The 26453-nt window shown below is 67.7% G+C and carries 27 protein-coding genes and 1 pseudogene; 10 read left to right on the forward strand and 18 right to left on the reverse strand.

Translation table 11 applies throughout. The features are described from left to right. Positions 1 to 171: 171 nt before the first annotated feature. From TVH25_RS05335 to TVH25_RS05345, 3 genes are all read left to right on the forward strand, one after another. Entirely contained in the window at positions 172 to 489 is a 318-nt protein-coding gene (locus tag TVH25_RS05335) for an ArsR/SmtB family transcription factor (protein ID WP_169619629.1), read from the forward strand. A gap of 26 nt (positions 490 to 515) precedes the next feature. After that, on the forward strand, positions 516 to 995 hold the full coding sequence (locus tag TVH25_RS05340) for an SRPBCC family protein (RefSeq protein WP_169619538.1): 480 nt from the start codon (positions 516 to 518) through the stop codon (positions 993 to 995). A gap of 337 nt (positions 996 to 1332) precedes the next feature. Then, positions 1333 to 2388: a ferredoxin--NADP reductase gene (locus TVH25_RS05345; RefSeq protein WP_169619537.1), complete on the forward strand. Its 1056-nt coding sequence runs from the start codon at positions 1333 to 1335 to the stop codon at positions 2386 to 2388. A 49-nt stretch (positions 2389 to 2437) separates the two neighbouring features. On the opposite strand, the gene TVH25_RS05350 is transcribed toward TVH25_RS05345, so the two are convergent. From TVH25_RS05350 to TVH25_RS05360, 3 genes are all read right to left on the reverse strand, one after another. After that, positions 2438 to 3163 (reverse strand): DNA alkylation repair protein, encoded by a 726-nt coding sequence (locus TVH25_RS05350; RefSeq protein WP_422423521.1) that lies wholly within the window; start codon positions 3161 to 3163, stop codon positions 2438 to 2440. A gap of 70 nt (positions 3164 to 3233) precedes the next feature. Beyond that, positions 3234 to 4034 carry a glutamate racemase gene (locus tag TVH25_RS05355; RefSeq protein WP_169651242.1) on the reverse strand — a complete coding sequence of 267 codons (801 nt, stop codon included), beginning with the start codon at positions 4032 to 4034 and terminating at the stop codon, positions 3234 to 3236. 57 nt (positions 4035 to 4091) lie between these two features. Beyond that, the gene (locus tag TVH25_RS05360; RefSeq protein ID WP_422423522.1) at positions 4092 to 5270 is read right to left on the reverse strand and encodes an NAD(P)/FAD-dependent oxidoreductase; all 1179 of its coding nucleotides are present in this window, start codon (positions 5268 to 5270) and stop codon (positions 4092 to 4094) included. A gap of 230 nt (positions 5271 to 5500) precedes the next feature. On the opposite strand from TVH25_RS05360, the gene TVH25_RS05365 reads away from it, so the two are divergent. From TVH25_RS05365 to TVH25_RS05385, 5 genes are read left to right on the forward strand one after another with little or no spacing between them, the layout of a single operon-like run. Further along, on the forward strand, positions 5501 to 5959 hold the full coding sequence (locus TVH25_RS05365) for an Asp23/Gls24 family envelope stress response protein (protein WP_169619529.1): 459 nt from the start codon (positions 5501 to 5503) through the stop codon (positions 5957 to 5959). Next, entirely contained in the window at positions 5956 to 6282 is a 327-nt protein-coding gene (locus TVH25_RS05370; RefSeq protein ID WP_296549335.1) for a hypothetical protein, read from the forward strand. Before TVH25_RS05365 ends, TVH25_RS05370 begins: the two co-directional genes overlap by 4 nt. Then, a complete protein-coding gene (locus tag TVH25_RS05375) occupies positions 6279 to 6473 on the forward strand; it encodes a DUF2273 domain-containing protein (protein WP_169619528.1) in 195 nt (64 codons plus the stop codon). Before TVH25_RS05370 ends, TVH25_RS05375 begins: the two co-directional genes overlap by 4 nt. Continuing rightward, positions 6466 to 7509, forward strand: a complete 1044-nt coding sequence (locus TVH25_RS05380) for an Asp23/Gls24 family envelope stress response protein (protein WP_422423523.1) — start codon at positions 6466 to 6468, stop codon at positions 7507 to 7509. The genes TVH25_RS05375 and TVH25_RS05380 overlap by 8 nt, the downstream gene beginning before the upstream one ends. Then, entirely contained in the window at positions 7506 to 8072 is a 567-nt protein-coding gene (locus TVH25_RS05385) for a hypothetical protein (RefSeq protein WP_169619526.1), read from the forward strand. The genes TVH25_RS05380 and TVH25_RS05385 overlap by 4 nt, the downstream gene beginning before the upstream one ends. 93 nt (positions 8073 to 8165) lie before the next feature. Here TVH25_RS05385 and tuf read toward each other — a convergent pair whose 3' ends face one another. The 7 genes from tuf to TVH25_RS05420 all read right to left on the reverse strand — a co-directional run bounded on the left by tuf (position 8166) and on the right by TVH25_RS05420 (position 14630). Next, positions 8166 to 9356, reverse strand: coding sequence for an elongation factor Tu (gene tuf / locus TVH25_RS05390; RefSeq protein WP_169651244.1), 1191 nt, complete (start codon positions 9354 to 9356; stop codon positions 8166 to 8168). A gap of 94 nt (positions 9357 to 9450) precedes the next feature. Continuing rightward, a complete protein-coding gene (fusA, locus tag TVH25_RS05395; RefSeq protein WP_169619524.1) occupies positions 9451 to 11553 on the reverse strand; it encodes an elongation factor G in 2103 nt (700 codons plus the stop codon). A 144-nt stretch (positions 11554 to 11697) separates the two neighbouring features. Beyond that, positions 11698 to 12168: a 30S ribosomal protein S7 gene (gene rpsG / locus TVH25_RS05400; RefSeq protein WP_072704522.1), complete on the reverse strand. Its 471-nt coding sequence runs from the start codon at positions 12166 to 12168 to the stop codon at positions 11698 to 11700. Then, complete coding sequence (gene rpsL / locus TVH25_RS05405; protein WP_072704519.1) at positions 12168 to 12542, reverse strand: 30S ribosomal protein S12; 375 nt, start codon at positions 12540 to 12542, stop codon at positions 12168 to 12170. The genes rpsG and rpsL overlap by 1 nt, the downstream gene beginning before the upstream one ends. Positions 12543 to 12878: 336 nt before the next feature. After that, positions 12879 to 13388: a DUF3558 domain-containing protein gene (locus TVH25_RS05410; protein ID WP_422423532.1), complete on the reverse strand. Its 510-nt coding sequence runs from the start codon at positions 13386 to 13388 to the stop codon at positions 12879 to 12881. A 47-nt stretch (positions 13389 to 13435) separates the two neighbouring features. Continuing rightward, positions 13436 to 13990, reverse strand: coding sequence for a DUF3558 domain-containing protein (locus tag TVH25_RS05415; protein WP_378527999.1), 555 nt, complete (start codon positions 13988 to 13990; stop codon positions 13436 to 13438). 10 nt (positions 13991 to 14000) lie between these two features. Further along, a complete protein-coding gene (locus tag TVH25_RS05420; RefSeq protein ID WP_169619523.1) occupies positions 14001 to 14630 on the reverse strand; it encodes a TetR/AcrR family transcriptional regulator in 630 nt (209 codons plus the stop codon). Between the two features lie 167 nt (positions 14631 to 14797). Between TVH25_RS05420 and TVH25_RS05425 the strand changes: the two genes are divergently transcribed. After that, complete coding sequence (locus TVH25_RS05425; protein WP_169619522.1) at positions 14798 to 15352, forward strand: TetR/AcrR family transcriptional regulator; 555 nt, start codon at positions 14798 to 14800, stop codon at positions 15350 to 15352. A 4-nt stretch (positions 15353 to 15356) separates the two neighbouring features. Here the strand turns inward: TVH25_RS05425 and TVH25_RS05430 are convergent, their stop codons facing one another. The 8 genes and pseudogenes from TVH25_RS05430 to TVH25_RS05465 all read right to left on the reverse strand — a co-directional run bounded on the left by TVH25_RS05430 (position 15357) and on the right by TVH25_RS05465 (position 25440). After that, positions 15357 to 15971: a TetR/AcrR family transcriptional regulator gene (locus TVH25_RS05430; protein WP_296549346.1), complete on the reverse strand. Its 615-nt coding sequence runs from the start codon at positions 15969 to 15971 to the stop codon at positions 15357 to 15359. A gap of 30 nt (positions 15972 to 16001) precedes the next feature. Further along, positions 16002 to 16885, reverse strand: a pseudogene (locus TVH25_RS05435) (enoyl-CoA hydratase-related protein). Positions 16886 to 16893: 8 nt separating this feature from the next. After that, entirely contained in the window at positions 16894 to 18054 is a 1161-nt protein-coding gene (locus TVH25_RS05440; RefSeq protein ID WP_169619520.1) for an acyl-CoA dehydrogenase family protein, read from the reverse strand. Then, positions 18051 to 20141 carry an acetyl/propionyl/methylcrotonyl-CoA carboxylase subunit alpha gene (locus TVH25_RS05445; RefSeq protein ID WP_422423524.1) on the reverse strand — a complete coding sequence of 697 codons (2091 nt, stop codon included), beginning with the start codon at positions 20139 to 20141 and terminating at the stop codon, positions 18051 to 18053. Before TVH25_RS05445 ends, TVH25_RS05440 begins: the two co-directional genes overlap by 4 nt. 7 nt (positions 20142 to 20148) lie before the next feature. Beyond that, positions 20149 to 21747: an acyl-CoA carboxylase subunit beta gene (locus TVH25_RS05450; RefSeq protein WP_169619518.1), complete on the reverse strand. Its 1599-nt coding sequence runs from the start codon at positions 21745 to 21747 to the stop codon at positions 20149 to 20151. After that, positions 21744 to 22892 carry an acyl-CoA dehydrogenase family protein gene (locus tag TVH25_RS05455; RefSeq protein ID WP_422423525.1) on the reverse strand — a complete coding sequence of 383 codons (1149 nt, stop codon included), beginning with the start codon at positions 22890 to 22892 and terminating at the stop codon, positions 21744 to 21746. Before TVH25_RS05455 ends, TVH25_RS05450 begins: the two co-directional genes overlap by 4 nt. Beyond that, on the reverse strand, positions 22889 to 24619 hold the full coding sequence (locus tag TVH25_RS05460; protein ID WP_422423533.1) for an acyclic terpene utilization AtuA family protein: 1731 nt from the start codon (positions 24617 to 24619) through the stop codon (positions 22889 to 22891). Before TVH25_RS05460 ends, TVH25_RS05455 begins: the two co-directional genes overlap by 4 nt. A gap of 5 nt (positions 24620 to 24624) precedes the next feature. Further along, positions 24625 to 25440, reverse strand: a complete 816-nt coding sequence (locus TVH25_RS05465; protein ID WP_422423527.1) for a TIGR03084 family metal-binding protein — start codon at positions 25438 to 25440, stop codon at positions 24625 to 24627. A 119-nt stretch (positions 25441 to 25559) separates the two neighbouring features. Between TVH25_RS05465 and TVH25_RS05470 the strand changes: the two genes are divergently transcribed. Continuing rightward, on the forward strand, positions 25560 to 26453 hold the full coding sequence (locus TVH25_RS05470) for an EamA family transporter (RefSeq protein WP_169619515.1): 894 nt from the start codon (positions 25560 to 25562) through the stop codon (positions 26451 to 26453).

Raw genomic sequence — 26453 nt, forward strand, 5'->3', positions numbered from 1 at the left:
GATTCACCGGGCAAACGCGACATCCATCTTGTCGGCACCGGGAGTCTGCCCGGAAGGGTCTTGACAGGGCTGTTCCCTGCGGAGGATGGTGTATTCAACCGAAAGGTTGAATAAGGATGGTGGCAGGTGAACGTTGCCGACGCGGACGACGAACTACTCGACCGGGCATTCATGGCCCTTTCCGATCCGATCCGCCGACGCATCGTCGCCCGGCTCAGCCGGGGTCCCGCCACTGTCAACGAACTCGCGGAACCCTTCGCGATCACCACCCAGGCGATCTCGAAGCACATTCAGGTACTCGAGCAAGCCGGGCTCGTCACGCGCACCCGCGATGCCCAGCGCCGCCCCGTTCACCTGAATCCCGCACAGTTGGAGGCGCTGACTTCCTGGATCGACCGGTATCGGTTGACCAAGGAACAGCAGTTCCGCAGCCTCGACTCTGTGCTGGCCGGGGACACGGCCGACACCACAGACCCCCCACCGGGGTGATCCCGCTCCCTGCGAGAGGCATCGTCATGAGCAACCCACTGCACATCAACGTTCCGGACGGCGTTCCGTTCATCGACTACGAGCGCGAGTTCGACTATCCCGTCTCCGAAATCTTCCGGGCGCATCAGGATCCGGCTCTCGTCGCCCAGTGGCTGGGGCCGCGCGGGGTGTCCATGGACATCGACCACTACGACTTCCGTAGCGGTGGCTCGTATCGGTACACCCACAGCGACGACAGCGGTTCGTACACCTTTTCGGGCGTGTTCCACACCGTGCGGGAGAACGAATTCGCCATCCAGACCTTCGAATTCGATCAATTCCGCGACATCGTGAGCATCGAGTTCATGACCTTCGAGGATCTCGGCAACGGCCGCAGCAAGCTCAGCGGCCACAGCGTGTATCCGAGCCTCGAAGCACGCGACGGGATGGCGTCCTCCGGATGGGAGGAGGGCACGCGCGACTGTTACGACCGGATCGAAGAGCTTCTCGCGAAGGCCAGCGCCTGATCATCCGCCCGCAGTGCCCCCACACACCCCCCCGGGAGGCCCCCCCGCGGGGGGGGGCCCCCCCCCGCGCCCCGGATCGAGAGCCGTGCACGACGCGCAGGACCAACGCGGCAGCGGAAGGCCTCGGGACACCCGGTCGAGGCAGAAGTGCCCACTGTGCGGGACAGGCGGGGGTGCCCTCGGGCGCACCCGGTACCGTTTCTGGGGCTACAACAGGCTGCTACCCTTAACTAGAACGGGTTCTAGATTTCGGGGTGTTCCAGAACATCCCGGAACGGGAACACCCGGGGTGGCGCCACTGCTCCCGCACGGTATGCACGAGAGGACGACACACGCCATGACGACTGTCGAGGTGCCCCACGGCTCGCGATCGGTGGTACTCACCGTCTCCGCCGTCGTCGAGGAAACCGCCGACGCGAAGTCGATCGTCTTCGCCGTCCCCGACGAACTCCGCGACAAGTTCGCGTACAAGCCGGGCCAGTTCCTCACCCTGCGGATTCCCAGCGAGCGCACCGGCTCGGTGGCGCGCTGCTACTCCCTCGCGAGTTCACCGCACACCGACGATGCCCCCAAGGTCACCGTCAAGCGCACGTCCGACGGCTACGGGTCGAACTGGCTCTGCGACACCGTCGCGGTGGGCGACACCCTCGAGGTTCTGCCGCCCGCCGGGGTGTTCACCCCCAAGTCCTTCGACCACGACTTCGTGCTGTTCGGGGCAGGCAGCGGTATCACCCCCGTCATCGCGATCCTCAAGTCCGCGCTGACGCAGGGATCGGGCAAGGTCGCGCTGATCTACGCCAACCGTGACGAAGCATCGGTCATCTTCGCCGAGGAACTGCGGATGCTCGCCGAGAAGTACCCGACCCGATTGACCGTCGTCCACTGGCTCGAATCCGTGCAGGGTCTTCCCAGCGCCGACCAGCTCGCAACACTCGCAGCGCCGTACTCCGATCGTGAGGCGTTCATGTGCGGGCCGGGACCGTTCATGGACACCGTGCATCAGGCGCTCTCGAGCATCGGGATGGCGCGGACTCAGGTCCACGCCGAAGTGTTCAACTCGTTGTCCGGCGATCCCTTCGCCGACCACGCGCCCGTCGAGGTCAGCGACGAAGAAGCCGCGGACGCGGCGACCGTCGAGGTCGAACTCGACGGTGAGGTCCACAACCTGACCTGGCCCCGCAAGCAGACGCTCGTCGACATCATGCTCGCCAAGGGCATCGACGTTCCCTACTCCTGCCAGGAGGGCGAGTGCGGATCGTGCGCGTGCACCGTCCTCGAAGGCAAGGTCGAGATGGAGAACTGCGACGTGCTCGACCCGGAGGACATCGAGGCGGGCTACATCCTGGGATGCCAGGCACGTCCGGTCACCGACCACCTCAAGATCGAGTTCTGAGCCGCACGTCGAGGCGTGGCCGGCATCGCCGGGTGCCGCTCACGTCTCGTCAGCGCAACCCGCGGAGCCGGGCGCGTTCCTCCGCGTCGAGATGCTCGGTGGCGTAACTCAGCGCCGTCCGGCCCATCGCGGACGCGTGACGCTCGAGGAAGTCGAGCAGGGCGTCCCGGTCCACGCGTTTGCCGACCTCACGCAGCATCCAGCCTGCCGCCTTCTGGATCAGATCCCGGCGGTCGTCGAGGACACGCTCGGCCATCATGAGCGTCGGGCCGGCCTCTCCCCTCTTGACGAAGGCGAACGTGGCGAGCAGCCCGGCACGTCGCCGCCACAGGTCGGGGTCGTCGATCAGCGTCGTGAGCAACCCGGCATCGGCCGGATTCGCGTGGATCCATTCACCCACGATGTGATCGGACGAGGCGTCGACGAGATCCCAGTTGTTCACCCGTCCGCAGCGGAGAGCGTCGAGGTATACCTCGACCACCCGGCGACGTGAAACCGGGTCGCGCATATACCTGTCCACGAGGATCAGCAGGCCGGCGAGACGGTGTTCGTGGACAGCGCTGTCCAGAAGGAGACGCGACTCCTCGATCGGCAGGTCGCGGAACTTCCGGACCACGGCACGGGTCTGCGGCACCCGCAGTCCCAGAAAGACGTCGCCCTCGCCGTACTCGCCGGGCCCGGTCTTGAAGAAGCGTCCCATCCCGGCGGCTGCGTCAGGATCGCCGAGGGCGTCGAGCGCCGCGCGAACGTCCTTTGCGGACAGGTCGTCGGTCACGGCCCGAGCCTACGGTCTCGCCGGCGCCGCACGTGTCCGGACGGCCCACGTAGTGCGGAACCTGATGCTTCTACCTCGCAGTCGCGGCAGCGAGCAGTTCCCGTCCAGCGGCGAACGCCTCCGCTCCGGGCGGGAGCGCTCCGCGCTTACCGCTGAGGTACACCTCGACGCGCCCGGAGGCTCCGGAACGGTCGCCGAACTCGCGGGTGCCCGGCTCGTCCGCATCGAGGTCGGCGATACGACGCAGCGTCTGCCTGGCGACCGCTTCGGCGCTGTCGAACAAGCGCACACCCTCCGGAAACCGGGCGAGGATCGAGTCCGCCACCAGGGGGTAGTGGGTGCAGCCGAGGACGATGCCCTCGACGTCGTCCGGAGTGCGCGCCGCGGCATCGGCGATCGCCCGGTCGGCGCCTTCCCGGTCACCCCGGTCGATGGCGTCGGCGAGTCCGTGACATGCGACGCCCACGACCTCGCTGCCGTTCCCGAACTTCTCGATGAGGTCGGCCTGGTAACGACTCGCGGTCGTCGCGGCCGTCGCCCAGATCGCCACCGACGTGCACACGGCCGCGGCAGGCTTGATCGCGGGCACGGTTCCGATCACGGGAACATCGTCACCGAGCGCGGCGCGCACGTCGTCCAGCGCGGTCACCGACGCCGTGTTGCACGGCAGCACCACCGCGTCGGCGCCGCGGTCGACGGCGCGCCGGGCGGTGGTCACCACCCGGTCGGACACCCAGTCGGCCGGTTTCGGCCCCCAGGGAGCGCACTCCGGGTCCATCGACAGCAGCAAGTCGAGATCCGGACGCATCCGGCGCAGCCACGCAGCAGTCGGCAGCAGGCCGAATCCCGAGTCGATGAGCGCAACGATCACCCTACGAATCTAGCCCTTCCCGGTCGCGGCGGTGTTCAGGCATACGGCTTCGAGTGCTCACACGGCCGCGAGCAACTCCTCGATGGGCGCGCCGGCGGCGATCTTCATCCGGGTCTTCATCACCTGCGCGGGCAGCCCGCCACCGACGACACCGACGAGGCGGCCCTCACGCTCGTAGTACGCGAGGAACTTCCGTCCGTCGTCGCGCACCACGTGCACGGTGTCGTCGGCGCGAACCGCACCCAGGCCCTGGATCTTGATGTCGTACTGGTCGCTCCAGAAGTAGGGCACCTGGCCGGCGCCCCCGGACTCCCCCGTGACGATCTTCTTCGCGAGCACGGTGGCCTGCTCGCCCGCACTGGTCCAGTGCTCGACACGTTTGCGGGCACCACCGGGAACCTGCCACGACGCGACGTCGCCGACGGCCCAGACGTGCGGCGCGGCCGCCTTGCCCGTGTCGTCGCACACGACCCCGTTGTCCAGTTCGATCCCCGAGCCCTCGAGCCACTCGGTGACAGGCACCGATCCGATACCCAGCACGACGAGATCCACGTCGATCTCGGTGCCGTCCCCGAGCACGGCAGAGGTGACGTGGCCGTCGCCGCGCAGTTCGGCGAGCCCGACTCCTGCACGCAGGTCGACTCCGGCGTCGGTGTGCAGTCGTGCCACGAGGGAACCGACCTCGGTGCCGAGCACCGACGCGAGCGGCGTCGGCTGCGGCTCGAGCAGGACGACGTCGACGCCCAGTGCCCGCAGGCTGGCGGTGACCTCGCATCCGATGAATCCGGCGCCGACGACCAATGCCCGCACGCCGGGGACGATCGCGGCCCGCAAGGCGCGGCTGTCGTCCACCGACCGCAGGACGTGGACGCCGTCGAGATCGGGCAGGCCCGGGATGCGCCGTGCTCGCAGACCCGTGGCGACGACCAGCTCGTCGTAGGCGAGTTCGGTGCCGTCGGCGAGTGTCACGGTGCGGGCGTCGGTGTCGACCGAGCGTGCGGCGGCGCCGAGCCGCAGGTCGATGCGCTGCTCGTCGAAGAACTCGGCCGGGCGCAGCGTGGTGTCCTCCCGCTCGCCGCGGATGACATCCTTCGACAGCGGGGGCCGGTCGTAGGGCAGGTGGCCCTCGTCGTCGAGCAGAACGATCTCGCCCTCGTACCCCGCGCGTCGCAACTCCTCCGCGGTTCGCACACCCGCGAGTCCGGCTCCTGCTATTACGATCCGTTCGACTGCCACCTGGTACATCCTCCTCATCGCGGCGTGACCTCTGCCACCCGTGTGCGTGCACTCTTCATACCAAACGCACGTACAGGGCTGAACAGCGCGCCGATCCCGGCAACACCGAAATACCCCGCAGCACAACACGGTGGCGGTCCTGCCCGGCATATCACCCTCACCGGGCGGATAATGATGGACAACGCACGGCCCGCACGTTCCCCACGACCCACACGGCACGAGGAGCACTCATGACCAGCGACAGCGGCGCAGGAATCAGCCGCATCCAGTTCGGTACCGGTTCGTTCTCCGGTCCCCTCGACAGCCAGGGTCGGACAATCATCGCCGACGCGGTGGTCGCCAAGATCGCAGGCATCGCGACACGCGAGGTCAGCGGCGTGTTCGACGTCGGGGCGGGGACCGCCCGGGTGGTGGGCGCCTTGCGCGACCGCATCCCGGGAGCACGAATCAACCACGGGCAGGGCGTCGCGGTCGAGGTCGGCGAGAAACAGGCAGCGATCGATATCGGCATCGTCGCGGAGTACGGCGTGGCGCTCCACGAGCTGGCGATCGCGATCCGGCACAACGTGATCACGGCCGTCGAACGCATGACCGGTCTCGAGGTCACGGAAGTCAACATCACCGTCTTCGACGTGGTGCTGTACGACGAGGCGGCAGCAGCCGACGAGCTCAAGCCTCGAGTGCAGTGACCTCGTCTCCCGGCGCGGACCCCCGTACGCATCCCGACCCCGAGGTCGCAGACCTCGTCGCCGAGATCGTCACGGGTGTCGCAGGCGTCGCCGGGCTCAACAGCGGCCCGTTCGGATCGGTCGCGACCTACCTGCCGGGACGCCGGATCCCCGGGATCCGGCTAGGACCCGAGGGGTGCGCCGTGCACATCACCGCGGAATACCCCGCCGATCTGCCGGCCCTCGCCGACACCGTGCGAGCGCTCGTCGAAGCGGTCGTCGGCCCTCCGGTGCATGTGACGATCGAAGACGTCCACCTCGAACAGAAACAGGTGTCCCCGTGAACCACACTCCCACCGGCAACACCGCGGTCGGCCTGATCGCCGGTCTCCTCCTCGCTCTTGCCGGGATCTTCGGGGGCGTCAGCGGACTGCTGTTCGCGGTCCTTCTCGGCGCGCTCGGTGCCGCAATCGGTGCACACCGGGACGGTCTGCTCGACCTCGGTGCGATTCTGCGGAGCCGCGGCCGTGGCTGATGGCGTCCCCACGGAGACCGGGCCACTGCCGGGCTCCACGCTCGACGACATCGACACGGTCGGGAACCGCGGCACCCTCGTCATCAAGGACCGCGCAGTCGAACGCATCGCCGCGTCGGCCGCACTCCAGGTTCCCGGCGTGGTCCGGCACACCGGCAACCTGAGTCTGCTCACGGGCCGGGAACTTCCTCGTGCCGATGTGACCACCGGCGGACGGGCGGTCGCGGTGAATCTCTTCATCGCCGCCGAATGGCCTTACGACGCAGCGGCACTGACGCGGAGGGTGCACGACGCCGTCGCGCGTCACCTGCACGACTACACGGGCCTGCACGTCACCGAACTGAACGTCCTCGTCGCCGCGACGCCCCAGGCACACGACGACGAACCGGCCGAGCAATCCGTGCCTGTCGAGTACCTCGAATCGGACATCGTCGCTCACACCGAATCCCGCGCACGGATACCGGTCGTGCAACCGCTGCCCCCGCTCGCGACCCCGGCGGCGGCGCCGGCCGCGGCGCTCATCGCGATCGGTGCGCTCGGACTCTCGTTCGTCGCCGCCCGCGAACTTCTCATCGTGCGCGGCACCTACGCCGGAGCGCCGTGGCTCCGCAACGCGTTCGAGTGGTTCGGCAGGCTGCACTGGGAACCGTGGATCGGTCCGGTGGCCGCGGTGCTCGTGCTGCTCGGTGCCGCGCTGCTGTTCGCGGCGATCAAGCCACGGCGACGCACCCACCTCCCGCTCCGAGTCTCCGGTCCCGTCGACACGGTGTGGATGCGGCGTACCGACGTCGCCCGCATGTGCAGTGCCCGGGCGTCGGCGCTCCCCGGTGTACGCACCGCGCGGACTGTGGTCGATCGCCGGCGCGCGGTGGTGCGGATAGTCGCCGACCCCGAAGTACCGGTCGCCGACCTCACCGCGACCGTGCGCGCCGAGGTCGAACCGAATCTCTCGCTTCTCGCCGATCCCCTTCCACTGATCGTGAAGATCACCCCCGCAGAGACGCGGGCGAACGCCGTGGGAGGAACGCGCCGATGAAACTCCGTACGGTGCTGGCCAACCGTTTCTTCGCACTCGTGACGGGCTTCGCCCTGCTCGGAATCGGCGCGTTCGCGCTCGCCTGGCTGTGGGAAGTGCCCCTCGCGCGAGACCGGCTCTCGCAACTCGACCGGCCACGCGTCATCGACGTTCCCGACCAGGACTGGTGGACACCCGCACTGTGGACCGTGTTCGCCGTGGGAGCCGCGATCGGCATCGTCCTGCTCGTGGTGAATCTGTCGCGCCGTCGCACCTCGACGGTGCAACTGTTCGACGAGGTGACGGACGCGACGCTCGGTGTGGAACTGGGCCCGGTCGCGGAGGGCGTGGCACGCGAACTCGCCGGGCTTCCGGGCGTGCGGTCGGCGCGCGGCCGCGCGGTGGTGGAACGTCACCTGCCCACGCTGTCGGTGGTCGTGCATGCCGAGCCGGGAATCGACGTCGCCGAGTTCACCGCGCACGCCGAGGACACCGCGGAACGCGCCGCGTGCGCACTCGGCGGTGCCAGGGTGGCGACGCAGGTGCTGCTGCATCTCGATCCGCCGCATTCCGAACACGACTGACGGCACCCGCCGGCCGCATCGCCCACCGGTCCTGAAACGCCGAACGGCGTCCACCCCGAAGGGTGGACGCCGTTGGCGTCAGTGAGAACTAGCTCACTTGATGATCTTCGTGACGCGACCGGCGCCGACGGTACGACCACCCTCGCGGATAGCGAAGCGAAGGCCCTCGTCCATGGCGATCGGCTGGATCAGCTTGACGGACATCTCGGTGTTGTCACCGGGCATAACCATCTCGGTGCCCTCGGGAAGGGTAACAACGCCCGTCACGTCCGTGGTACGGAAGTAGAACTGCGGACGGTAGTTGTTGAAGAACGGCGTGTGGCGGCCGCCCTCTTCCTTGTTGAGGATGTAAGCCTGGCCCTCGAACTCCGTGTGGGGAGTCGTGGTGCCGGGCTTGACGACGACCTGGCCACGCTCGACGTCCTCGCGCTTGATGCCGCGGACGAGGAGGCCGACGTTGTCGCCCGCCTGGCCCTGATCGAGCAGCTTGCGGAACATCTCGATACCGGTGACCGTGGTCTTGGTCGAGGTCTCCTTGATGCCGACGATCTCGACCTCTTCGTTGACGTTGACAACGCCACGCTCGATACGGCCGGTGACGACCGTGCCGCGGCCGGTGATCGTGAAGACGTCCTCGACGGGCATGAGGAACGGCTTGTCGGTCTCGCGGACCGGGTCCGGGATGGAGTCGTCGACGGCCTGCATGAGGTCGACGATCGACTGAACCCACTTCTCGTCACCCTCGAGTGCCTTGAGAGCAGAGATCGGGACGACGGGAGCGTTCTCGTCGAACTCCTGCGAAGCGAGGAGCTCGCGGACCTCCATCTCGACGAGCTCGAGGATTTCCTCGTCGTCGACCATGTCGGCCTTGTTCAGCGCGACGAGGATGTACGGCACGCCGACCTGGCGAGCGAGCAGCACGTGCTCACGCGTCTGGGGCATCGGGCCGTCGGTTGCAGCCACGACCAGGATTGCGCCGTCCATCTGGGCGGCACCCGTGATCATGTTCTTGATGTAGTCCGCGTGACCCGGGGCGTCGACGTGCGCGTAGTGACGCTTCTCGGTCTGGTACTCCACGTGGGAGATGTTGATCGTGATGCCACGAGCCTTCTCCTCGGGAGCCTTGTCGATCTGGTCGAACGCGAAGCTCTCGTTCAGGTCCGGGAATTTGTCTGCCAGCACCTTGGTGATGGCGGCCGTCGTGGTGGTCTTGCCATGGTCGACGTGACCGATGGTGCCGATGTTCACGTGCGGCTTGGTCCGCTCGAACTTCGCCTTAGCCACTGGAATGTCCTCCTGGACTGTTGTTGCTTGCAGTATGCAGCAGTGCGGTTTGTATTACTTGGTCGTGCAGGTGACCGAGGGGATAACCCGAAGGCTACTCGCCGGTCGCCTTGGCGATGATTTCCTTCGAGACGTTCGACGGAACCTCTGCGTAGGAATCGAACACCATGGAGAAGTTCGCGCGGCCCTGGGTCTTCGACCGAAGGTCACCGATGTAACCGAACATCTCCGAGAGCGGAACCAGCGCCTTCACGACACGGGCACCACTGCGTTCCTCCATGGCCTGAATCTGGCCACGGCGGGAGTTGAGGTCGCCGATCACTTCACCCATGTAATCCTCGGGGGTGGTGACCTCGACAGCCATGAGCGGTTCGAGGATGACCGGAGCAGCCTTGCGAGCCGCTTCCTTCAGGGCCTGCGAGCCGGCGATCTTGAACGCCATTTCGGACGAGTCGACGTCGTGGTACGCACCGTCGAGGAGCGTGACCTTGACGTTCACCAGCGGGTAGCCGGCGAGCACGCCGTACTGCATCGCGTCCTGCGCACCCGCGTCGACCGACGGGATGTACTCGCGGGGCACACGACCGCCGGAGACCTTGTTCTCGAACTCGTAGGTCGCGCCGTCTTCGCCGCGGAACGGCGCGAGGGCGATGATGACCTTCGCGAACTGGCCGGAGCCACCGGTCTGCTTCTTGTGCGTGAACTCGAGCTTCTCGACCGGCTTGGTGATCGTCTCGCGGTACGCGACCTGCGGCTTGCCGACGTTAGCCTCGACCTTGAACTCGCGACGCATGCGGTCGACGAGGATGTCGAGGTGGAGCTCGCCCATACCGCCGATGACGGTCTGGCCGGTCTCCTCGTCGAGCTCGACCGAGAAGGTCGGGTCCTCTTCGGCGAGCTTCTGGATCGCGGTGCCCAGCTTCTCCTGGTCGGACTTGGTCTTCGGCTCGATCGAGACCTGGATGACCGGGTCCGGGAACGTCATCGACTCGAGGACGATCGGGTTCGCCTGGTCGCACAGGGTGTCACCGGTCGTGGTGTCCTTCAGGCCGATCATCGCGTAGATGTGGCCGGCCACGGCCTCGTCGACCGGGTTCTCCTTGTTGGCGTGCATCTGGAAGAGCTTGCCGATGCGCTCCTTCTTGCCCTTGGTGGCGTTGAGCACCTGGGCACCCGGATCGATACGACCCGAGTAGACGCGCACGAAGGTGAGCTTGCCGAAGAACGGGTGCGCCGCGATCTTGAACGCGAGAGCCGAGAACGGCTCGTCCTTGCTCGGCTTACGAGTGAGGATGGTCTCCTCGTCGTTCAGCTTGTGACCCTCGACCTCGCCGATGTCCAGCGGAGTCGGCAGGTAGTCGATGACAGCGTCGAGCATGGGCTGGATGCCCTTGTTCTTGAACGCGGTGCCACAGATGACCGGGTACAGCTCGGAGGCCACGGTGAGCTTGCGGATGGCGCCCTTGATCTCGTCGACCGTGAGCTCTTCACCGCCGAAGTACTTCTCCATGAGCTCTTCGTCGGACTCGGCAACCGTCTCGAGAAGCTTCTCGCGGTATTCCGCAGCCAGCTCGACGAGATCGGCGGGGATCTCCTCGATCGTCGGCGGAGTGCCGATCTCGGTGACGCCACGCCACGTCAGCGCACGCATCTCGACCAGGTCGACGACGCCGTCGAAGGCATCCTCGGCACCGATCGGGAGCTGCAGGACCAGCGGCTTCGCGCCGAGACGGTCGATGATGGTCTGCACGGTGAAGAAGAAGTCCGCGCCCATCTTGTCCATCTTGTTGACGAAGCAGATGCGCGGAACGTCGTACTTGGCAGCCTGGCGCCAGACCTGCTCGGACTGGGGCTCGACGCCTTCCTTGCCGTCGAAGACGGCAACGGCGCCGTCGAGGACGCGCAGGGACCGCTCGACCTCGACCGTGAAGTCGACGTGGCCGGGCGTATCGATGATGTTGATCTGGTTGTTGTTCCAGAAACAGGTGACGGCGGCGGAGGTGATGGTGATACCACGCTCCTTCTCCTGCTCCATCCAGTCGGTGGTCGAAGCACCGTCGTGGGTTTCACCGATCTTGTAGTTCACACCGGTGTAGAAGAGGATGCGCTCTGTCGTGGTGGTCTTGCCGGCATCGATGTGCGCCATGATGCCGATGTTGCGGACCTTGTTCAGGTCGGTCAGCACTTCCTGTGCCACAGGTAACCCCGCTCGTAGCTAGTGTCGGTCCTTTTGTGCGGACCCATGTTCTTGTGTTGTCAGCCGGCCTTTACGGGACCGACACAGTTGTGCGAGCAGCCGATCGGGAGGTCCGGATCACGGTGCCTCCCGATCGGCCTCGACTCACCAGCGGTAGTGCGCGAACGCCTTGTTGGCTTCAGCCATCTTGTGCGTGTCTTCGCGACGCTTCACAGCGGCACCGAGGCCGTTGCTCGCATCGAGGAGCTCGTTGGCGAGGCGCTCCACCATGGTCTTTTCACGACGCTGACGTGCGAACGTGACCAGCCACCGAAGTGCGAGGGTGGTGGAACGGCCGGGGCGAACCTCGACCGGCACCTGGTAGGTGGCACCACCGACGCGGCGGCTACGAACCTCGAGGGCGGGCTTGACGTTGTCGAGCGCGCGCTTGAGGGTGACGACCGGATCGGTACCGGTCTTCTCACGTGCCTGCTCAAGCGCCTGGTAGACGATGCGCTCTGCAGTGGACTTCTTGCCGTCCATCAGGATCTTGTTGACCAGCTGGGTGACCAGCGGGGACCCGTAAACCGGGTCGGCGATCAGTGGACGCTTGGGAGCGGGACCCTTACGTGGCATCAGGCCTTCTCCTTCTTCGCTCCGTAGCGGCTACGGGCCTGCTTGCGGTTCTTGACACCCTGGGTGTCGAGCGAGCCGCGGATGATCTTGTAGCGGACACCGGGAAGGTCCTTCACACGACCGCCACGCACGAGCACCATCGAGTGCTCCTGGAGGTTGTGGCCTTCACCCGGGATGTACGCGGTGACCTCGACAGAGCTGGTGAGGCGCACGCGGGCGACCTTACGAAGAGCCGAGTTCGGCTTCTTCGGGGTGGTGGTGTACACGCGAGTGCACACGCCGCGACGCTGCGGGCTGCCCTTGAGGGCCGCGCTCTTGACCTTGACGGTCTTGTCGCGGCGGCCCTTACGGACCAGCTGATTGATGGTTGGCATTAACCGGCTTTCTTCGTTGTCTGGAGCTGCTCACACGAGCAACACTGGCTGTTCTGAAATTAGGGATCCATCGGTTGGGACAAGAGAGCTAGCTGCCCCTCACTCGCCCCTCGTGTGCACACGAGGTCGGGTGTGTCGCGTACCCCCACACAGGCAGCCGGGAACTCGTAACTGCAGACTTCTACAGACGACGCGCACGGCACTACCTCGCATAGGCACACAGACCGGTCCGGGCTTGCCGGACACGACCCACAACGATACCCGGCTGGCGAGCATCAGGTCAAAGTGAGGTAGGCAACCGAGGACCCGCTCGACCCTGGTCGGCCCCAGCCACGGTCAGCTGCTGAGGTTCAAGGTGAGCCGTGCCAAGGTAGCAGCGGCCTCGCAGGGGTCCGGCCCACCGCCCTGGTACTGCACCCACCAGCCGAAGATACCGGTCGTCGAGGCACCCGAACTCACCCCGCACGACGACGGGTCGTCGGGCCGGCGCATCTGCAGCGCCCGTCGTCCCTCCACCGTGGTGTTCTCCACCGTGTACCCGAGGTGTTCGGCAGCGGAGCGCTCGCGGTCGAGCGAGCCCGTCTCGAACCAGTTGAACGTGACCTTCACGACGCCGCCGGGCCCGTCGCCCTCCCACCGGCAGATCGCTCCGAAGAACCCCCGGTACACCGCTTCGGCTCCGACCGCCTCGGCGATCTGCGGGTCCGCGACCGCGTCGCACTCGGTGAGCAGCCGGGTGAATTCCTCGGTGTTTCCGCCGCCACCCGCACCTTCCTGCACCGCGCGGCCCTCGATGGTCCGGGAGCATCCGGTGAGCACCGTGGCGCAGACCACCAGCGCTGCCATGCCGGCGCCGAGACGACGACCGGCCGGCCGGAGCGGGACCCGGCGCATCACTGCTGCGCCCTGTCGACGCTGGTCTCCGCGAGGCTGCGAGCGACCGCACATGCGTCGGCCGCGGGCGGGAAGTTCCCGTAGGAGACGGACCAATGGATGAAGTCGCCGCCGAACTGCACCCCGATCTCGCACAGGGTCGTCTGCCCGTCCAGCGACTGGGACGAACCCAGGAAGCCGGGATTGCCCCCGACCTCGACATCCGTTGCAGGACGGCCGATCAGATCGGACCCGGCCCGTTCCCTGCCGATCGGACTTCCCCGGTACCAGCTGAAACTCACGCTCGGCCCACCCACGAAGAGTTCCCACTCACAGCCGACGGAGTTGCGGGTGACAGACGAGAACGGACCGAGCGCGAACGCATTCGCCACCTCGTCGTCGGTCAGCGACCCGCACTCCCCGAAAAGCGGGCCCGGCTCGGTCACAGCCGATGTCGTCGAGGTCTGCACCTGGTCTGCGGCATCGTCGCCGGAGCCGCATCCGGCCGCGACGAGCATCGCCAGGAATGCCAGGGCCGCCGTCGCCGCTCTGCTACCGGTCCGCTCGAAGGACATGGCCGAGACACTACCGAGCCGCAGGGCCTGCTGCGCGCCGACGCCGGGCGTCTTCCAGCACGGTGTCGAGCTGGGCCGCCCAGTGCCTGACGATCTCGCGGCGTCGCACCGAGTCGTCGGTGAGGACGTCGGCCAGGCCGAGGCCACGGGCGAGGTCCAGAGTCGCCTGCACCATGCGGTGCACCACCGGATCGGAGTCGTCCGCGCCGAGTTGTTCGACAGCCACCTTGTGCGCGACCCGGCCGAAACGCTCCTCGAGCGGGAGAAGGCGTTCGCGCAGCGCGGGATCCGCCGCCGCGGCGGTCCAGACCTGCAACGCCGCGTTGAACAGATTGCCGGTGTACTGCTCGACGAGACGTGACACGACCGCCTCGGTGCGAGCGCTGCCGGGCGGCACGTCGGGCGTCTCGTTCCGGGCGCGTTCCATCCGGCTGTCGAACATGAAATCGAGAGCAGCCGTGATGAGATCCTCACGGGTGGGGAAATGGTGCTGGGTCGCCCCGCGCGACACTCCGGCGCGTTCCGCGACGACGCCGACGGTGGTCGCCGCCCAGCCGAACTCGGCCAGGCAATCTATCGTGGATTCGAGCAGGCGCAGACGCGTCGCTCGACTGCGGTCCTGCTTGGGTTCGCGCGTCACCCGTCCTCCTCGATCCTCGCCCCGCAGGGATGCCCGCCGGAGAGCATTCGGCGCCCGGAACGCCGCCTCGATGTCCCACGACCCGACGGAATGAGATCACGTCGAGACCGTACGAACGTAGCCTGCCCGAACAGCGGGACGACGCACCGGACGAAAGGGAAACCCACGTGGCGACGATTGTCAGGCGCGAAGACTATTTCACCGCCGCCCTCGACATTCTTGCGACGCACGCCCACGCGGGACTCAAGCAGGCACGCCTGTGCGCACACCTCGAGGTCACCACCGGGTCGTTCTACAACTACTTCGCGAGCTGGGCCGATTTCGAGAAAGAGTTCCTTCAGAACTGGCTCGACAGGCAGACCCTGCAACTGGCCGAGACCGCACGGCTCGAAGGTTCTCCCCGGCGCCGGCTCGAGATGCTCATCGACTTCGCATGCAAGCTTCCGCATCCCGCCGAATCGGCGATCCGGGGCTGGGCGTACAGCGATCACGCCGTGCGCGACATCCAGGCCCTCGTGGACCGGCAGCGATTCGACGTGGTGGCCGAGTCCACCGCCGCGATCCTCGGCCCGGGGGACGACGCGCACAGATTCGCGCATCTCGCGATGTTCGCCCTGATCGGTTATCAGCAAACTCTTCCCGCTCAGGACGTCTCCGTCCTGCGATGGTCGCTGAACCGGGTGTTGTCGCAGGTACTCGAGGATGTCGTCGACACCCGGTGACGGATCACCGCCGCAGAAGATCCTCGAACTGTTCACGCCACACCACGAGATTCGGGTCCGCGTCCGGATCGCGGGGATCGATCGCATAACCGAGGGCGATCCCCCGCATGCTGCTGTAGACGAGATCGCGCACCACGCGGTAGCGCGGGAGCCCGACGAAGTCGCTGCCGAAGAACCGATCGGTCTGCGCCTTGATCATTCCGCCGAGAGTCCGTTCGAGCGGTATCAATTCGCGGCGGAGTTCTTCGTGGGAGCGGGCCGCGAGCCACAGTTCCATCGAGGCCCAGAAATACGGCTGCCGGAAGTGCAGCCACATCAGGTCCACCGCCAGCGCGACCCGCGCGACCGGGTCGTCGGGCCACTCCTGGTCGTGCCCGAGATCCTGGACGCGCTGCGCCGCAAGGTGATGCACCGACGCGACCAGAAGCGAATCGCGACTGGGGAAATGGTGCAGGAGCCGACCGCGCGAGACACCCGCCGCGGCCTGGATACGGACGGTGGTGGCGTTCGAGTATCCGTGCTCGACCAGCACGGACACAGCGGCATCCAGGATGGTGACGCGGGTGGCACGGCCGCGTTGCTGCTCCGCGCGTCGACGGGGCTCGCTCGGCGCACTCATCATGCCGACCAGCGTAGGGGCCGGCATCCCTCACCGTCCCGGGGACCACGACGGGGGCCGTTTCTGCAGAAAGGCGGTGACGCCCTCCACCGCTTCGGCCGATCCGAACAACCGCGCGGACTGCGCGGCCAGTCCCTCGGCGTATCGATCGAAATCGTCGAGCATCCGCATGGTGAGCAAGTGCTTCGACTCCGCGAGGCCCTGCGGGGAGCACCCCCGCAGATCCGCGATCACGTCTGCTGCCCGCGTCGCCGGATCCTCGGACACGAGCGTGACGAGTCCGTGTGCCGCCGCGTCCTCCGGCCCGAAGCGTTCTCCGGTGAGGAAGTAACGGCCCGCGGCGCGCGGCGTCATTTTCGGCAGAACGGTGAGCGAGACGATCGACGCCGCCAGGCCGAGCCGGGCCTCGGTGAGTGCGAACGTCGCGCGGGACCCCGCGACGACGATGTCGCATGCTGCAACAAGACCCATTCCGCCGGCACGGACATGGCCGTCGATCACACCGACCACCGGCTTGGGCAGTTCGAGGATGCCGCCCCCCCCCCCCCCCCAGGGGGGGGGGGCCCGCCCCGGCCCCCCGGCGCGGCCGCCCCGCGGGCCCCCCCCCCGCGCCGCCCGCCCCCGCCCCCCCCGCCCCCCCCCCCCCCCCCCCCCCCCGCCTCGTCCGGACTCCCCGAGGACTCGCCGAGATCGGCGCCGGCACAGAAGGTTCCACCCGTATGGGTGAGAACCACCGCCCGCACGGCGGTGTCACTCGCGGCCGCATCGAGGCCGGCGCGTAGCTGGTGCACCATCGCGGACGAGATCGCGTTGCGGTTGTGCGGCGAATCGAGCGTGAGCGTCGCTGCGCCCTCCGCCACCGAGTACCGCACGACCGGGGCCGGCGCGTGCCCGGCGATATCGGGGTCCGGCATCTCGCCTCCTAGTACGACCGCGGCAGCCCGAGCGAATGCTGGGACACGAAGTTGAGGATCATCTCCCGGCTCACCGGCGCGATCCGCGCGATGCGTGCCGCCCCGAGCATGGCGGACAGTCCGTACTCGCGGGTCAGGCCGGCACCACCGTGCGTCTGGATCGCCTGGTCGAGCGAGCCGATCGCCGCTTCCGCCGCGGCGTACTTGGCCATGTTCGCGGCTTCGGCAGCACCGAAATCGTCACCGTTGTCGTAGAGCACGGCGGCCTTCTGCATCATCAGTTTGGCGAGTTCGATCTCGATCTTGCGCTGCGCCAGCGGATGCGCGATGCCCTGGTGCGCACCGATCGGAGCCTTCCAGACGGTGCGTTCCTTCGCGTACCGCACCGCCGAGTCGATCGCGAAGCGGCCCATTCCCACAGCCATCGCCGCACCCATGATGCGTTCGGGGTTCAGGCCCGCGAACAACTGCATCAGTGCCGCTTCCGGCTCGCCGACCAGTGCCGTCGACGGCAGCCGCACCTGGTCGAAGAACAGGCTGAACTGGTAGTCCGGCTCGATGATGTCCATCTCCATCGGGGTCTTGACGAACCCCGGGGTATCGGTCGGCACGATGAACAGTGCGGGCCGCAGTTTGCCGGTCTTGGCGTCCTCGGTGCGGGCGACCACCAGCACCGCGTCGGCCTGGTCGACGCCCGAGATGTAGACCTTGCTGCCCGAGAGAATCCAGTCGTCCCCGTCGCGCGCCGCGACGGTGGTGATCTTGTGCGAGTTCGATCCGGCGTCGGCTTCGGTGATACCGAATGCCATGATCCTCGAGCCGTCGGCGAGACCCGGTAGCCACTCCTGCTTCTGGTCGTCGGTCCCGTACTTGGAGATGATCGTGCCGCAGATGGCGGGCGAAACCACGACCAGCAACAGACCGGCGCCCTTCGCCGACAGTTCTTCCTGCACGAGCGCCAACTCGTAGATCCCGGCACCGCCGCCGCCGTATTCCTCGGGAAGGTTGACGCCGAGGAACCCGAGCTTGGCCGCTTCGTTCCACAGTTCGGTGAGCGGCTCGTGCCGGCGCGACTTGGGCAGCACGTAGTCGACGTAGTTGTAACGCTCCGCGAGTGCTGCGACGGAGGCGCGCAGTTCCTTCTGTTCTTCGGTTTCGATGACGCTCATGAGATCTCTCCGGGGGTACGAGGGTGTTCGGACGGGGCTGGAATTGTGGATATTTCGGACGGGTCTGTGGCGGGTCGCGCGGGTGCGTCGCCGGTCGTGACGACGGCGAGGACCGATCCCATCGCCACCTGGGTGCCGATGTCGACCTCCAGGACGGTGAGGGTTCCCGCGACGGGGGCAGTGACGGTGTGTTCCATCTTCATGGCTTCGAGCCACAGCACCGGCTGTCCGGCGGTGACGGTGTCGCCCACGGCAGCGCCGAGCCGTATCACCGAGCCGGGCATCGGTGCCAGCAACGATCCGGTCGGCACCACGGCCGCAGCGTCGGTGAATCGCGGAATCGCGCGCAGGCAGACCGGGCCCAGCGACGAGTCGACGTGCACGACGTCGCCGTACCGCGCGACCTCGAACTCGCGACGGAGTCCGTCGATGTCGAGGACCACGCGGTGCGGGTCGTATGCGAGAACCCGGACGTCGTCGACGGCATCGGTCATGAGTCCGTCGCGACCGAACCGGTAGCGGATCTCGTGCTCGTCCCGGTCGCCCGCGTACGTCTTCACCTGGAACGACGACGCGAGATTACGCCACCCTCCGGGCAACGTCCTTGCGACGGTAGCAGATTCGCGATTGGCCGCTGCGTCGGCGAGGGCGGCGACGAGGGCCCCGACCCGTTCGGACCCGGCATCGGCCAGCGGCGCGGCGAGCACCGCCAGATCATGGGTATCGAAGAATGCGGTGTCGGTGTCTCCGGCGAGGAATGCGGGGTGCCTGAGCACGCGTACCAGGAGATCACGGTTCGTCCTCGGTCCGTGCAGCCGCGCATCGGCCACGGCGCGCGCGAGCATGCGTGCCGCGGCAGCCCGCGTCGGCGCCCAGGAGATCACTTTCGCGAGCATCGGGTCGTAGTGCACTCCGATATCGGAGCCGTCGACCACGCCCGCATCGACCCGAATCCCCGGTGTACGCAGCGGTGCGAACTCCTCGGTCGCGGCCGGCACGGCGAACCGGTGCAACACGCCGGACTGGGGTTGCCAGTCGTGGGCGGGGTCCTCCGCGTAGAGACGGACCTCGATCGAATGACCCGAGGGCAGAGGCGGTTCGGATGCGAGTTCCCCACCGGATGCGACATCGATCTGCAGCCCCACCAGATCCACACCGGTCGTGCATTCGGTGACCGGATGTTCGACTTGCAGGCGGGTGTTCATCTCGAGGAAGTAGAACTCTCCCGTGTCGGATCCCTGTGCGGGACCGGACGCAAGGAATTCGACGGTTCCGGCACCTTCGTACCCGATCGCCGTGGCCGCGCGCCGGGCTGCGTCGAACACTGCGTCGCGCATGCCCTCGGTCGCCTCGACCAGTGGCGACGGTGCCTCTTCGACGACCTTCTGATGGCGTCGCTGTACCGAGCATTCGCGTTCGCCGAGCGTCCATACGGTGCCGTGCCGGTCGGCGAGAATTTGCACTTCGATGTGGCGGCCGTGTTCCAGATACCGTTCGCAGAACACTGTGGGATCACCGAAGGCCGCACCCGCCTCGCGACTCGCCGCGGCGAGTTGGGCGGGCAGTTCGTCGAGCGTACGCACGACACGCATGCCCCGTCCGCCGCCTCCCGACGAGGCTTTCACGAGCACCGGCAGGTCGTCGGTGGTGACCGCGCCGGGCTCGAGTTCGGGAAGGACCGGCACGCCGGCCGCGGCCATGATCTTCTTCGCCTCGATCTTCGAACCCATCCGGGCGATCGAGTCGGGCGACGGACCGACCCAGATGAGACCCGCCTCGATCACCTGCCTCGCGAACTCGGCGTTCTCGGAGAGGAATCCGTACCCGGGATGCACAGCATCCGCACCTGCGGCGAGCGCGGCGGCGACGATCGCGTCACCGCGCAGATAGGTGTCGGACGGGCTCGTGCCGGGCAACCGGACCGCGACGTCGGCTTCGCGGACGTGGGGGCTGTGTGCGTCCGCGTCGGAATAGACCGCCACCGTGCCGAGTCCGGCACGACGGCACGTCGCGAACACTCTTCGGGCGATCTCTCCGCGGTTGGCGACCAATACGGTCGTCACGGTGGCGCCGGGGTTGTCGGTCACGGTGTCCTCACATCCGGAAGACGCCGAAGTCACCGGCGCCCTCGATCGGTCCCGATGCGGCTGCGGACAGGCAGAATCCGACCACGTCGCGAGTGTCACGCGGGTCGATGACACCGTCGTCGTAGAGCCTGCCGGACAGGAACATCGGCAGGGACTCGGCCTCGATCTGGTTCTCCACGGCGGCACGCATCGCCTCGTCCGCGGCCTCGTCGACCCCTTGGCCGCGCGCCTGCGCCGCAGCGCGCCCGACAATCGAGATGACCCCCGCGAGCTGGGCACCGCCCATCACCGCGGATTTCGCACTGGGCCAGGCGAACAGGAAACGCGGATCGAATGCGCGGCCGCACATCCCGTAGTGCCCGGCACCGTACGAGGCACCGAGGAGAACAGAGATGTGGGGGACACGAGAATTCGATACGGCGTTGATCATCATCGAGCCGTGCTTGATCATGCCGCGTTCCTCGTACTCGCGCCCCACCATGTATCCGGTCGTGTTGTGCAGGAACAACAACGGCGTGTTCGATCGATTTGCGAGCTGGATGAACTGCGCGGCCTTCTGGGATTCCTCGTTGAACAGCACGCCCCGCGCGTTGGCGAGTATGCCCACGGGATACCCGTGTATCTGTGCCCACCCCGTCACGAGTGACGATCCGTAGAGCGGCTTGAACTCGTCGAAGTCGGAATCGTCGACCACGCGTGCGATCACCTCACGGGGATCGAACGGGATCCGCAGATCGCCGGGAACGATGCCGATCAGGTCCTCCGGCCCGTAGCGGGGATCTCTCACATCAGGTTTCGGGTCCGGTCCGAGCCGCGCCCACTCGAGCCGCCGGACGATGTCGCGGCCCAGTCGGATGGCGTCTTCCTCGTCGACCGCCAGGTAGTCGGCCAGGCCGCTGACGCGGGCATGCATCTCGGCGCCACCGAGCGTCTCGTCGTCGGATTCCTCGCCGGTGGCCATCTTCACCAGTGGGGGTCCGGCGAGGAAGACCTTGGATCGTTCCTTGATCATCACGACGTGGTCGGACATGCCCGGCACGTACGCACCCCCGGCGGTGGAGTTGCCGAATACCAGCGCGATCGTGGGGATGCCCGCCGCGGACAGGCGCGTGAGGTCGCGGAACAACCGCCCGCCGGGAATGAAAACCTCCTTCTGCGTCGGCAGGTCCGCACCCCCCGACTCGACGAGGTTGATCATGGGAAGTCGATTCTGGAGCGCGATATCGTTGGCGCGCAGAGTTTTCCGCAGCGTCCAGGGGTTGCTCGTACCGCCGCGGACGGTGGGGTCGTTCGCCACGATCACGCACTGCACGCCGTGGACGACACCGATGCCGGTCACCGTACTGGCGCCGACGGGGAACTCGGTGCCCCAGGCAGCGAGCGGTGAGAGCTCGAGGAAGGGCGAGTCGGGGTCGATCAGCAGTTCGATGCGCTCACGCGGCAGCAGTTTGCCGCGCTCGTGGTGGCGGCGCACGTACTTCTCCCCGCCCCCGCCGAGTGCTTTTGTGTGCTCGGCGTCGAGTTCGGCGAGCTTGGTGCGCATCGCCTCCGCTGCCGCGCCGTACTGCGACGACGCCACGTCGAGAGTCGACTTCAGGATGCTCACGCGCCGTACCCCAGACGCTTCGCGGCGAGTTCGGTGAGGATTTCGGTGGTGCCTCCCCCGATGCCCAGAATGCGCATGTCGCGGTACTGGCGCTCGACCTCCGATTCGGCCATGTATCCGAGGCCGCCGAACAGTTGCACGGCCTGGTGTGCGACCCACTCCCCCGCCTCGACCGCGGTGTTCTTGGCGAAACACACCTCGGCGATGAGATCGGTGTCGCCCGCCACGGACCGTTCGACGACGTGCCGCGAGTACACCCGCGCGACGTCGATCCGGCGGGCCATCTCGGCAAGGGTGCGCTGCACGGCTTGACGCGTGATGAGCGCACGGTCGAAGGTCTCCCGGTCACGGCACCACGCGACGGTCAGGTCGAGGCAGCGCTGCGCGCTCGCGTACGCCTGCACTGCCAAGCCGATGCGCTCGGACACGAAAGCCTGTGCGATCTGCATGAACCCGGAGTTCTCGGCGCCGACGAGGTTGGCCACCGGAACCCGGGCGTCGACGAAGGACAACTCGGCGGTGTCGGAGGCGCGCCAGCCCATCTTGTCGAGTTTGCGGGAGACGGTGAACCCGGGGGTGTCCTTCTCGATCACCAGGAGCGACACGCCGCCGGCACCGGGACCTCCTGTGCGGACGGCGGTGACGACGAAGTCTGCGCGGCACCCGGACGTGATGTAGGTCTTCGCGCCGTTGACTACGAAATCGTCGCCGTCGCGCACTGCGGTGGTGGTGAGGTGCCCGACGTCGGACCCGCCTCCCGGTTCGGTGATCGCGAGCGAACCGATCATCTCGCCCGCGAGGGTGGGACGCACCCACCGGTCGATCTGCTCCGGGTCTCCGGCAGCGATCAGGTGCGGCAGTGCGATTCCGCACGTGAACAAGGAGGAGAACGCGCCACCGGACGCACCGGCCTCGTGGAACGCTTCGCACACGGTCACCACGTCGGCACCGTCACCACCGGACCCGCCGACGGATTCCGGGAAACCGATACCGAGCAGCCCGACGTCGGCCGTCTTCTTGTGAAGGTCGCGCGGGAGTTCGCCGTCGCGTTCCCAGTCGTCGAGATTCGGCAGGATCTCGCGGCGCACGAAACCGGCCACGGTGGCGCGCAGCGACGTGCGCTCGTCGGTTGTCCAGATGCTCACGCCGAGTCCTCCAGGAGAGTGAGTGGGATGTCCAGGTGTCGGGAGCGCAGCCATTCGGCGAGTCCTTTGGCCTGGGGATCGAATCGGGCCTGGGAGGCGACGCCGCGCCCGAGGATTCCCTCGACCACGAAGTTCACCGCCCGGAGATTCGGCAGCACGTGCCGGGTGACATCGTGCGCTGCCGTCTCGGGAAGCAGGGAGGTGAGCGCGTCGACCGTGAGGGTGTGGACGAGCCAGCGATAGGCGTCGTCGCTCCGTGCCCAGACCCCGATGTTGGCGTCACCGCCCTTGTCTCCGCTGCGCGCGCCCAGAACGGTGCCGAGCGCGGCGCGGCGCGTCGGGCCGGGCGGAAGGGGCTCGGGCAGTGGCGGTTCGGGAACGGGTTCGAGCGTCCGGGTGGTGGCGCTCGGGGAGATGTCGACGCCGCTGCCGTCCGGCAGTACCGCGATGTGCGGCACCTGCTCGGCGGCGACCAGACCTGCCGTGTAGACGCCGAAGGCGCTGCCCGTTCCCGGCGGTGCGGTGACATGGAATCCGGGGTAACTCGCAAGACCGAATTCTACTGCTGTGGACGTGAATCCGCGGCCGACAACGTCGGGGTCCGGATCGCGGACGACGCACCGGAGCACCGCGCTCGCGGTTTCCTCGGTGGTTACGTCGGGGTGGTCGGTGCGGGCGAGGGTCCATTCGAGTTCGGCCGGGCGTGCCGGAAGGTTCGCCTCGATCTGGCGGCGCACGAGCGCGGCCTTCGCCTCGATGTCGAGTCCGGTGAGCACGAACTCCACGGTGTTGCGGAACCCCGCGAGCGCGTTGAGACAGACCTTGAGCGTGGGCGGCGGCGCCTCTCCGCGTACGCCGGAGATACGCACCCGGTCGGGCCCGCCGTCTTCGAGAACCGCGGTGTCGAGGCGGGTGGTCACGTCGGGACCGGCGTACCGGGCGCCGCCGACCTCGTAGAGCAGTTGCGCCGTCACGGTGCCCACGGTGACCGCGCCACCGGTTCCCGGATGCTTCGTGATGGTCGACGAACCGTCGGCTTCGATCTCGGCGATCGGGAAACCGGGCCGGTCGAGGTTGCCGAGTTCGGTGAAGAATGCGTAGTTGCCGCCGGTCGCCTGGGTGCCGCATTCGAGGACGTGGCCCGCGGCAACCGCACCCGCGAGCGCGTCGAAATCGCCCGGTCCCCAGCCGAAGTGGGCTGCGGCGGGGCCGACGGTGACGGACGCGTCGGTCACCCGTCCGGTGACGACGATGTCGGCGCCCGAACGAAGGCACTCCACGATGCCCCACGCGCCGAGATATGCGTTGGCGGTCAACGGCGCGGGCGTGCCGCCGAGGCCCAGTTCGTCGATCCGCGGGAGCAGATCGTCGCCCTCGACGTGAGCCACCGTGACGTCCAGGCCGAGCCGTTCGGCGATGTCACGCAACCGGGTCGCGAGTCCGGCCGGATTGAGACCGCCGGCGTTCGCGACGATGCGGACGCCGTGGTCGAGAGCAAGGCCCATGCATTCCTCGAGCTGTCGTACGAAGGTCTTCGCGTAGCCGAGATCAGGATTCTTCATCCGGTCGCGGCCGAGGATGAGCATGGTGAGCTCGGCGAGATAGTCGCCGGTGAGGTAGTCGAGTTCGCCGCCGTCGAGCATCTCGCGCATCGCGGAGACACGGTCACCGTAGAAACCCGAGCAGTTGCCGATGCGCACGGCGCGGTGACCGTCGCGCACCGGCACGGAGATCACGGAACCGCCTCGCCGGGAGCGCGACCCGGCCCGGGCGGGCCGGCGAACGCCTGCGCGAAGCCGAGCCACTCGTCGGCGTCGGAACCGGTCGCGACGAGCGCGGTGTCGTCGCGGTGGACTCGTTGCGTGACCAGCGAGCAGAAGTCGAGGGCGGGTCCGGTGACGGACTGCTGCGCATCCTCGGGGCCCCAGGTCCATTCGCTCCCGTCGGGCGCTGTGAGTGCGACGCGGAACGGTTCGGCCGGTGGCGTGGCGTCCCGAATGATGTACGCGAAGTCGCGAGTACGCACGCCGAGGTGCGCGATGTGGCGCAGCCGGGCCGTGGGTGCCCGCACGACTCCGAGAGCGTCGGCGACGTCGCCACCGTGTGCCCAGGTCTCCATCAGTCGCGCCGTTGCCATGGACGCTGCGGACATGGGCGGTCCGTACCAGATGATCTTCGTACCCTGCGGAACCTCGGCGAGGGCGTGCGCGAGTTCGTGCCGTGCCGCGCGCCAGTTCGCGAGCAGGCCCGCGGCCGGCAACTGCGCCAGTTCCGCGGCTCCGGCGTCGACGAAGCCGAGCGGGTCGGTGAACGCCTCGAGGACCCCGGCGCGAAACGCCTCGGGATCACGGATGGCCGTGAGCGCAGCACGATCGGTCCACAGCAGGTGGCCGATCTGATGCGCGATCGTCCAGCCCTTCGCGGGCGTCGCGACGGCCCACCGGTCCGCGGGCAGGTCCGCGACGAGATCGTCGAGGGCGTCTCCCTCGGCCCGAAGGTCGTCGAGCAAGGTCTGCTGATCCGCCGCGCGATTGTGCAACTCCACCATGCGACAAGGGTCACACGTACGCGCGCAGGAATCAAGCAGGCGTGATTGTTTTCTGTCGCGCGGCTGGCAGTACGGTCGGCGAGACTGAGCGCATCGACATCGACGACAGCGGAGGACGGATGGCCGACAAGGATCACGGGGGCACTGCGCTGCCCGTCGTGGCGGTGCTGGGGGCCGTGCTGTCGATGCAGTTCGGGGCAGCTTTTGCGACGACCCTGTTCGATCAGGCGGGCGCGGCGGGCACGGTGACCGTACGACTGCTCTTCGCCGCCCTGGTGTTGTGTGCGATCGCGCGCCCACCGGTCCACCGGTGGTCGCGTATCGAGTGGCAGGCAGTCCTCGCACTCGGCGCGAGTCTCGCGCTGATGAACTCGTTCTTCTACGCCGCCCTCACGCGACTCCCCCTCGCCACCACCGTCACGATCGAGTTCCTCGGTCCCCTCACCGTGGCGGCAGTGCTGTCGCGGCGGGCCCGGGACGGCGTGTGGGTCCTCCTCGCGCTGGGCGGAATCGTGTGCCTCGGCGCGGGCCACGGCGACGGCCTCACCGAGGGCCTCGACCCGCTGGGCGTCGCACTGGCGCTCGTCGCGGCGGCGGGGTGGGCGGGATACATCGTGGCGGGATCACATGTCGCGACCAGGCTTGCGGGCTCGGCGCTCTCCGGCACCGCCGGGCTGGCCGGCGCCACCGCGATCGCCGCCGTGGCCGTGTTGCCGTTCGGCGTCGTCTCCGCCGGGACAGAGATGCTCTCACCCACGTTTCTCGCAGCGGGCTTCGCCGTGGCGCTGCTGTCGTCGGTGATCCCGTACAGCCTCGAGATCCGCGCCCTTCGTGACCTGTCCAAGAACGTCTTCGCCATCCTGATCGCTCTCGAACCTGCGGCGGCGGCCCTTGCCGGCGTGCTCGTGCTCGGCCAGTTCGTCGACGCTCTGTCCGCCATCGGTATCGCACTCGTCGTCGCAGCCGGGATCGGGGCTCTGCGCAACTCTCGCCCGCGCGCGCCTGTCACCTAG

This window comes from Rhodococcus sp. 7Tela_A2 (assembly GCF_049311045.1).
GTDB lineage: Bacteria > Actinomycetota > Actinomycetes > Mycobacteriales > Mycobacteriaceae > Rhodococcus.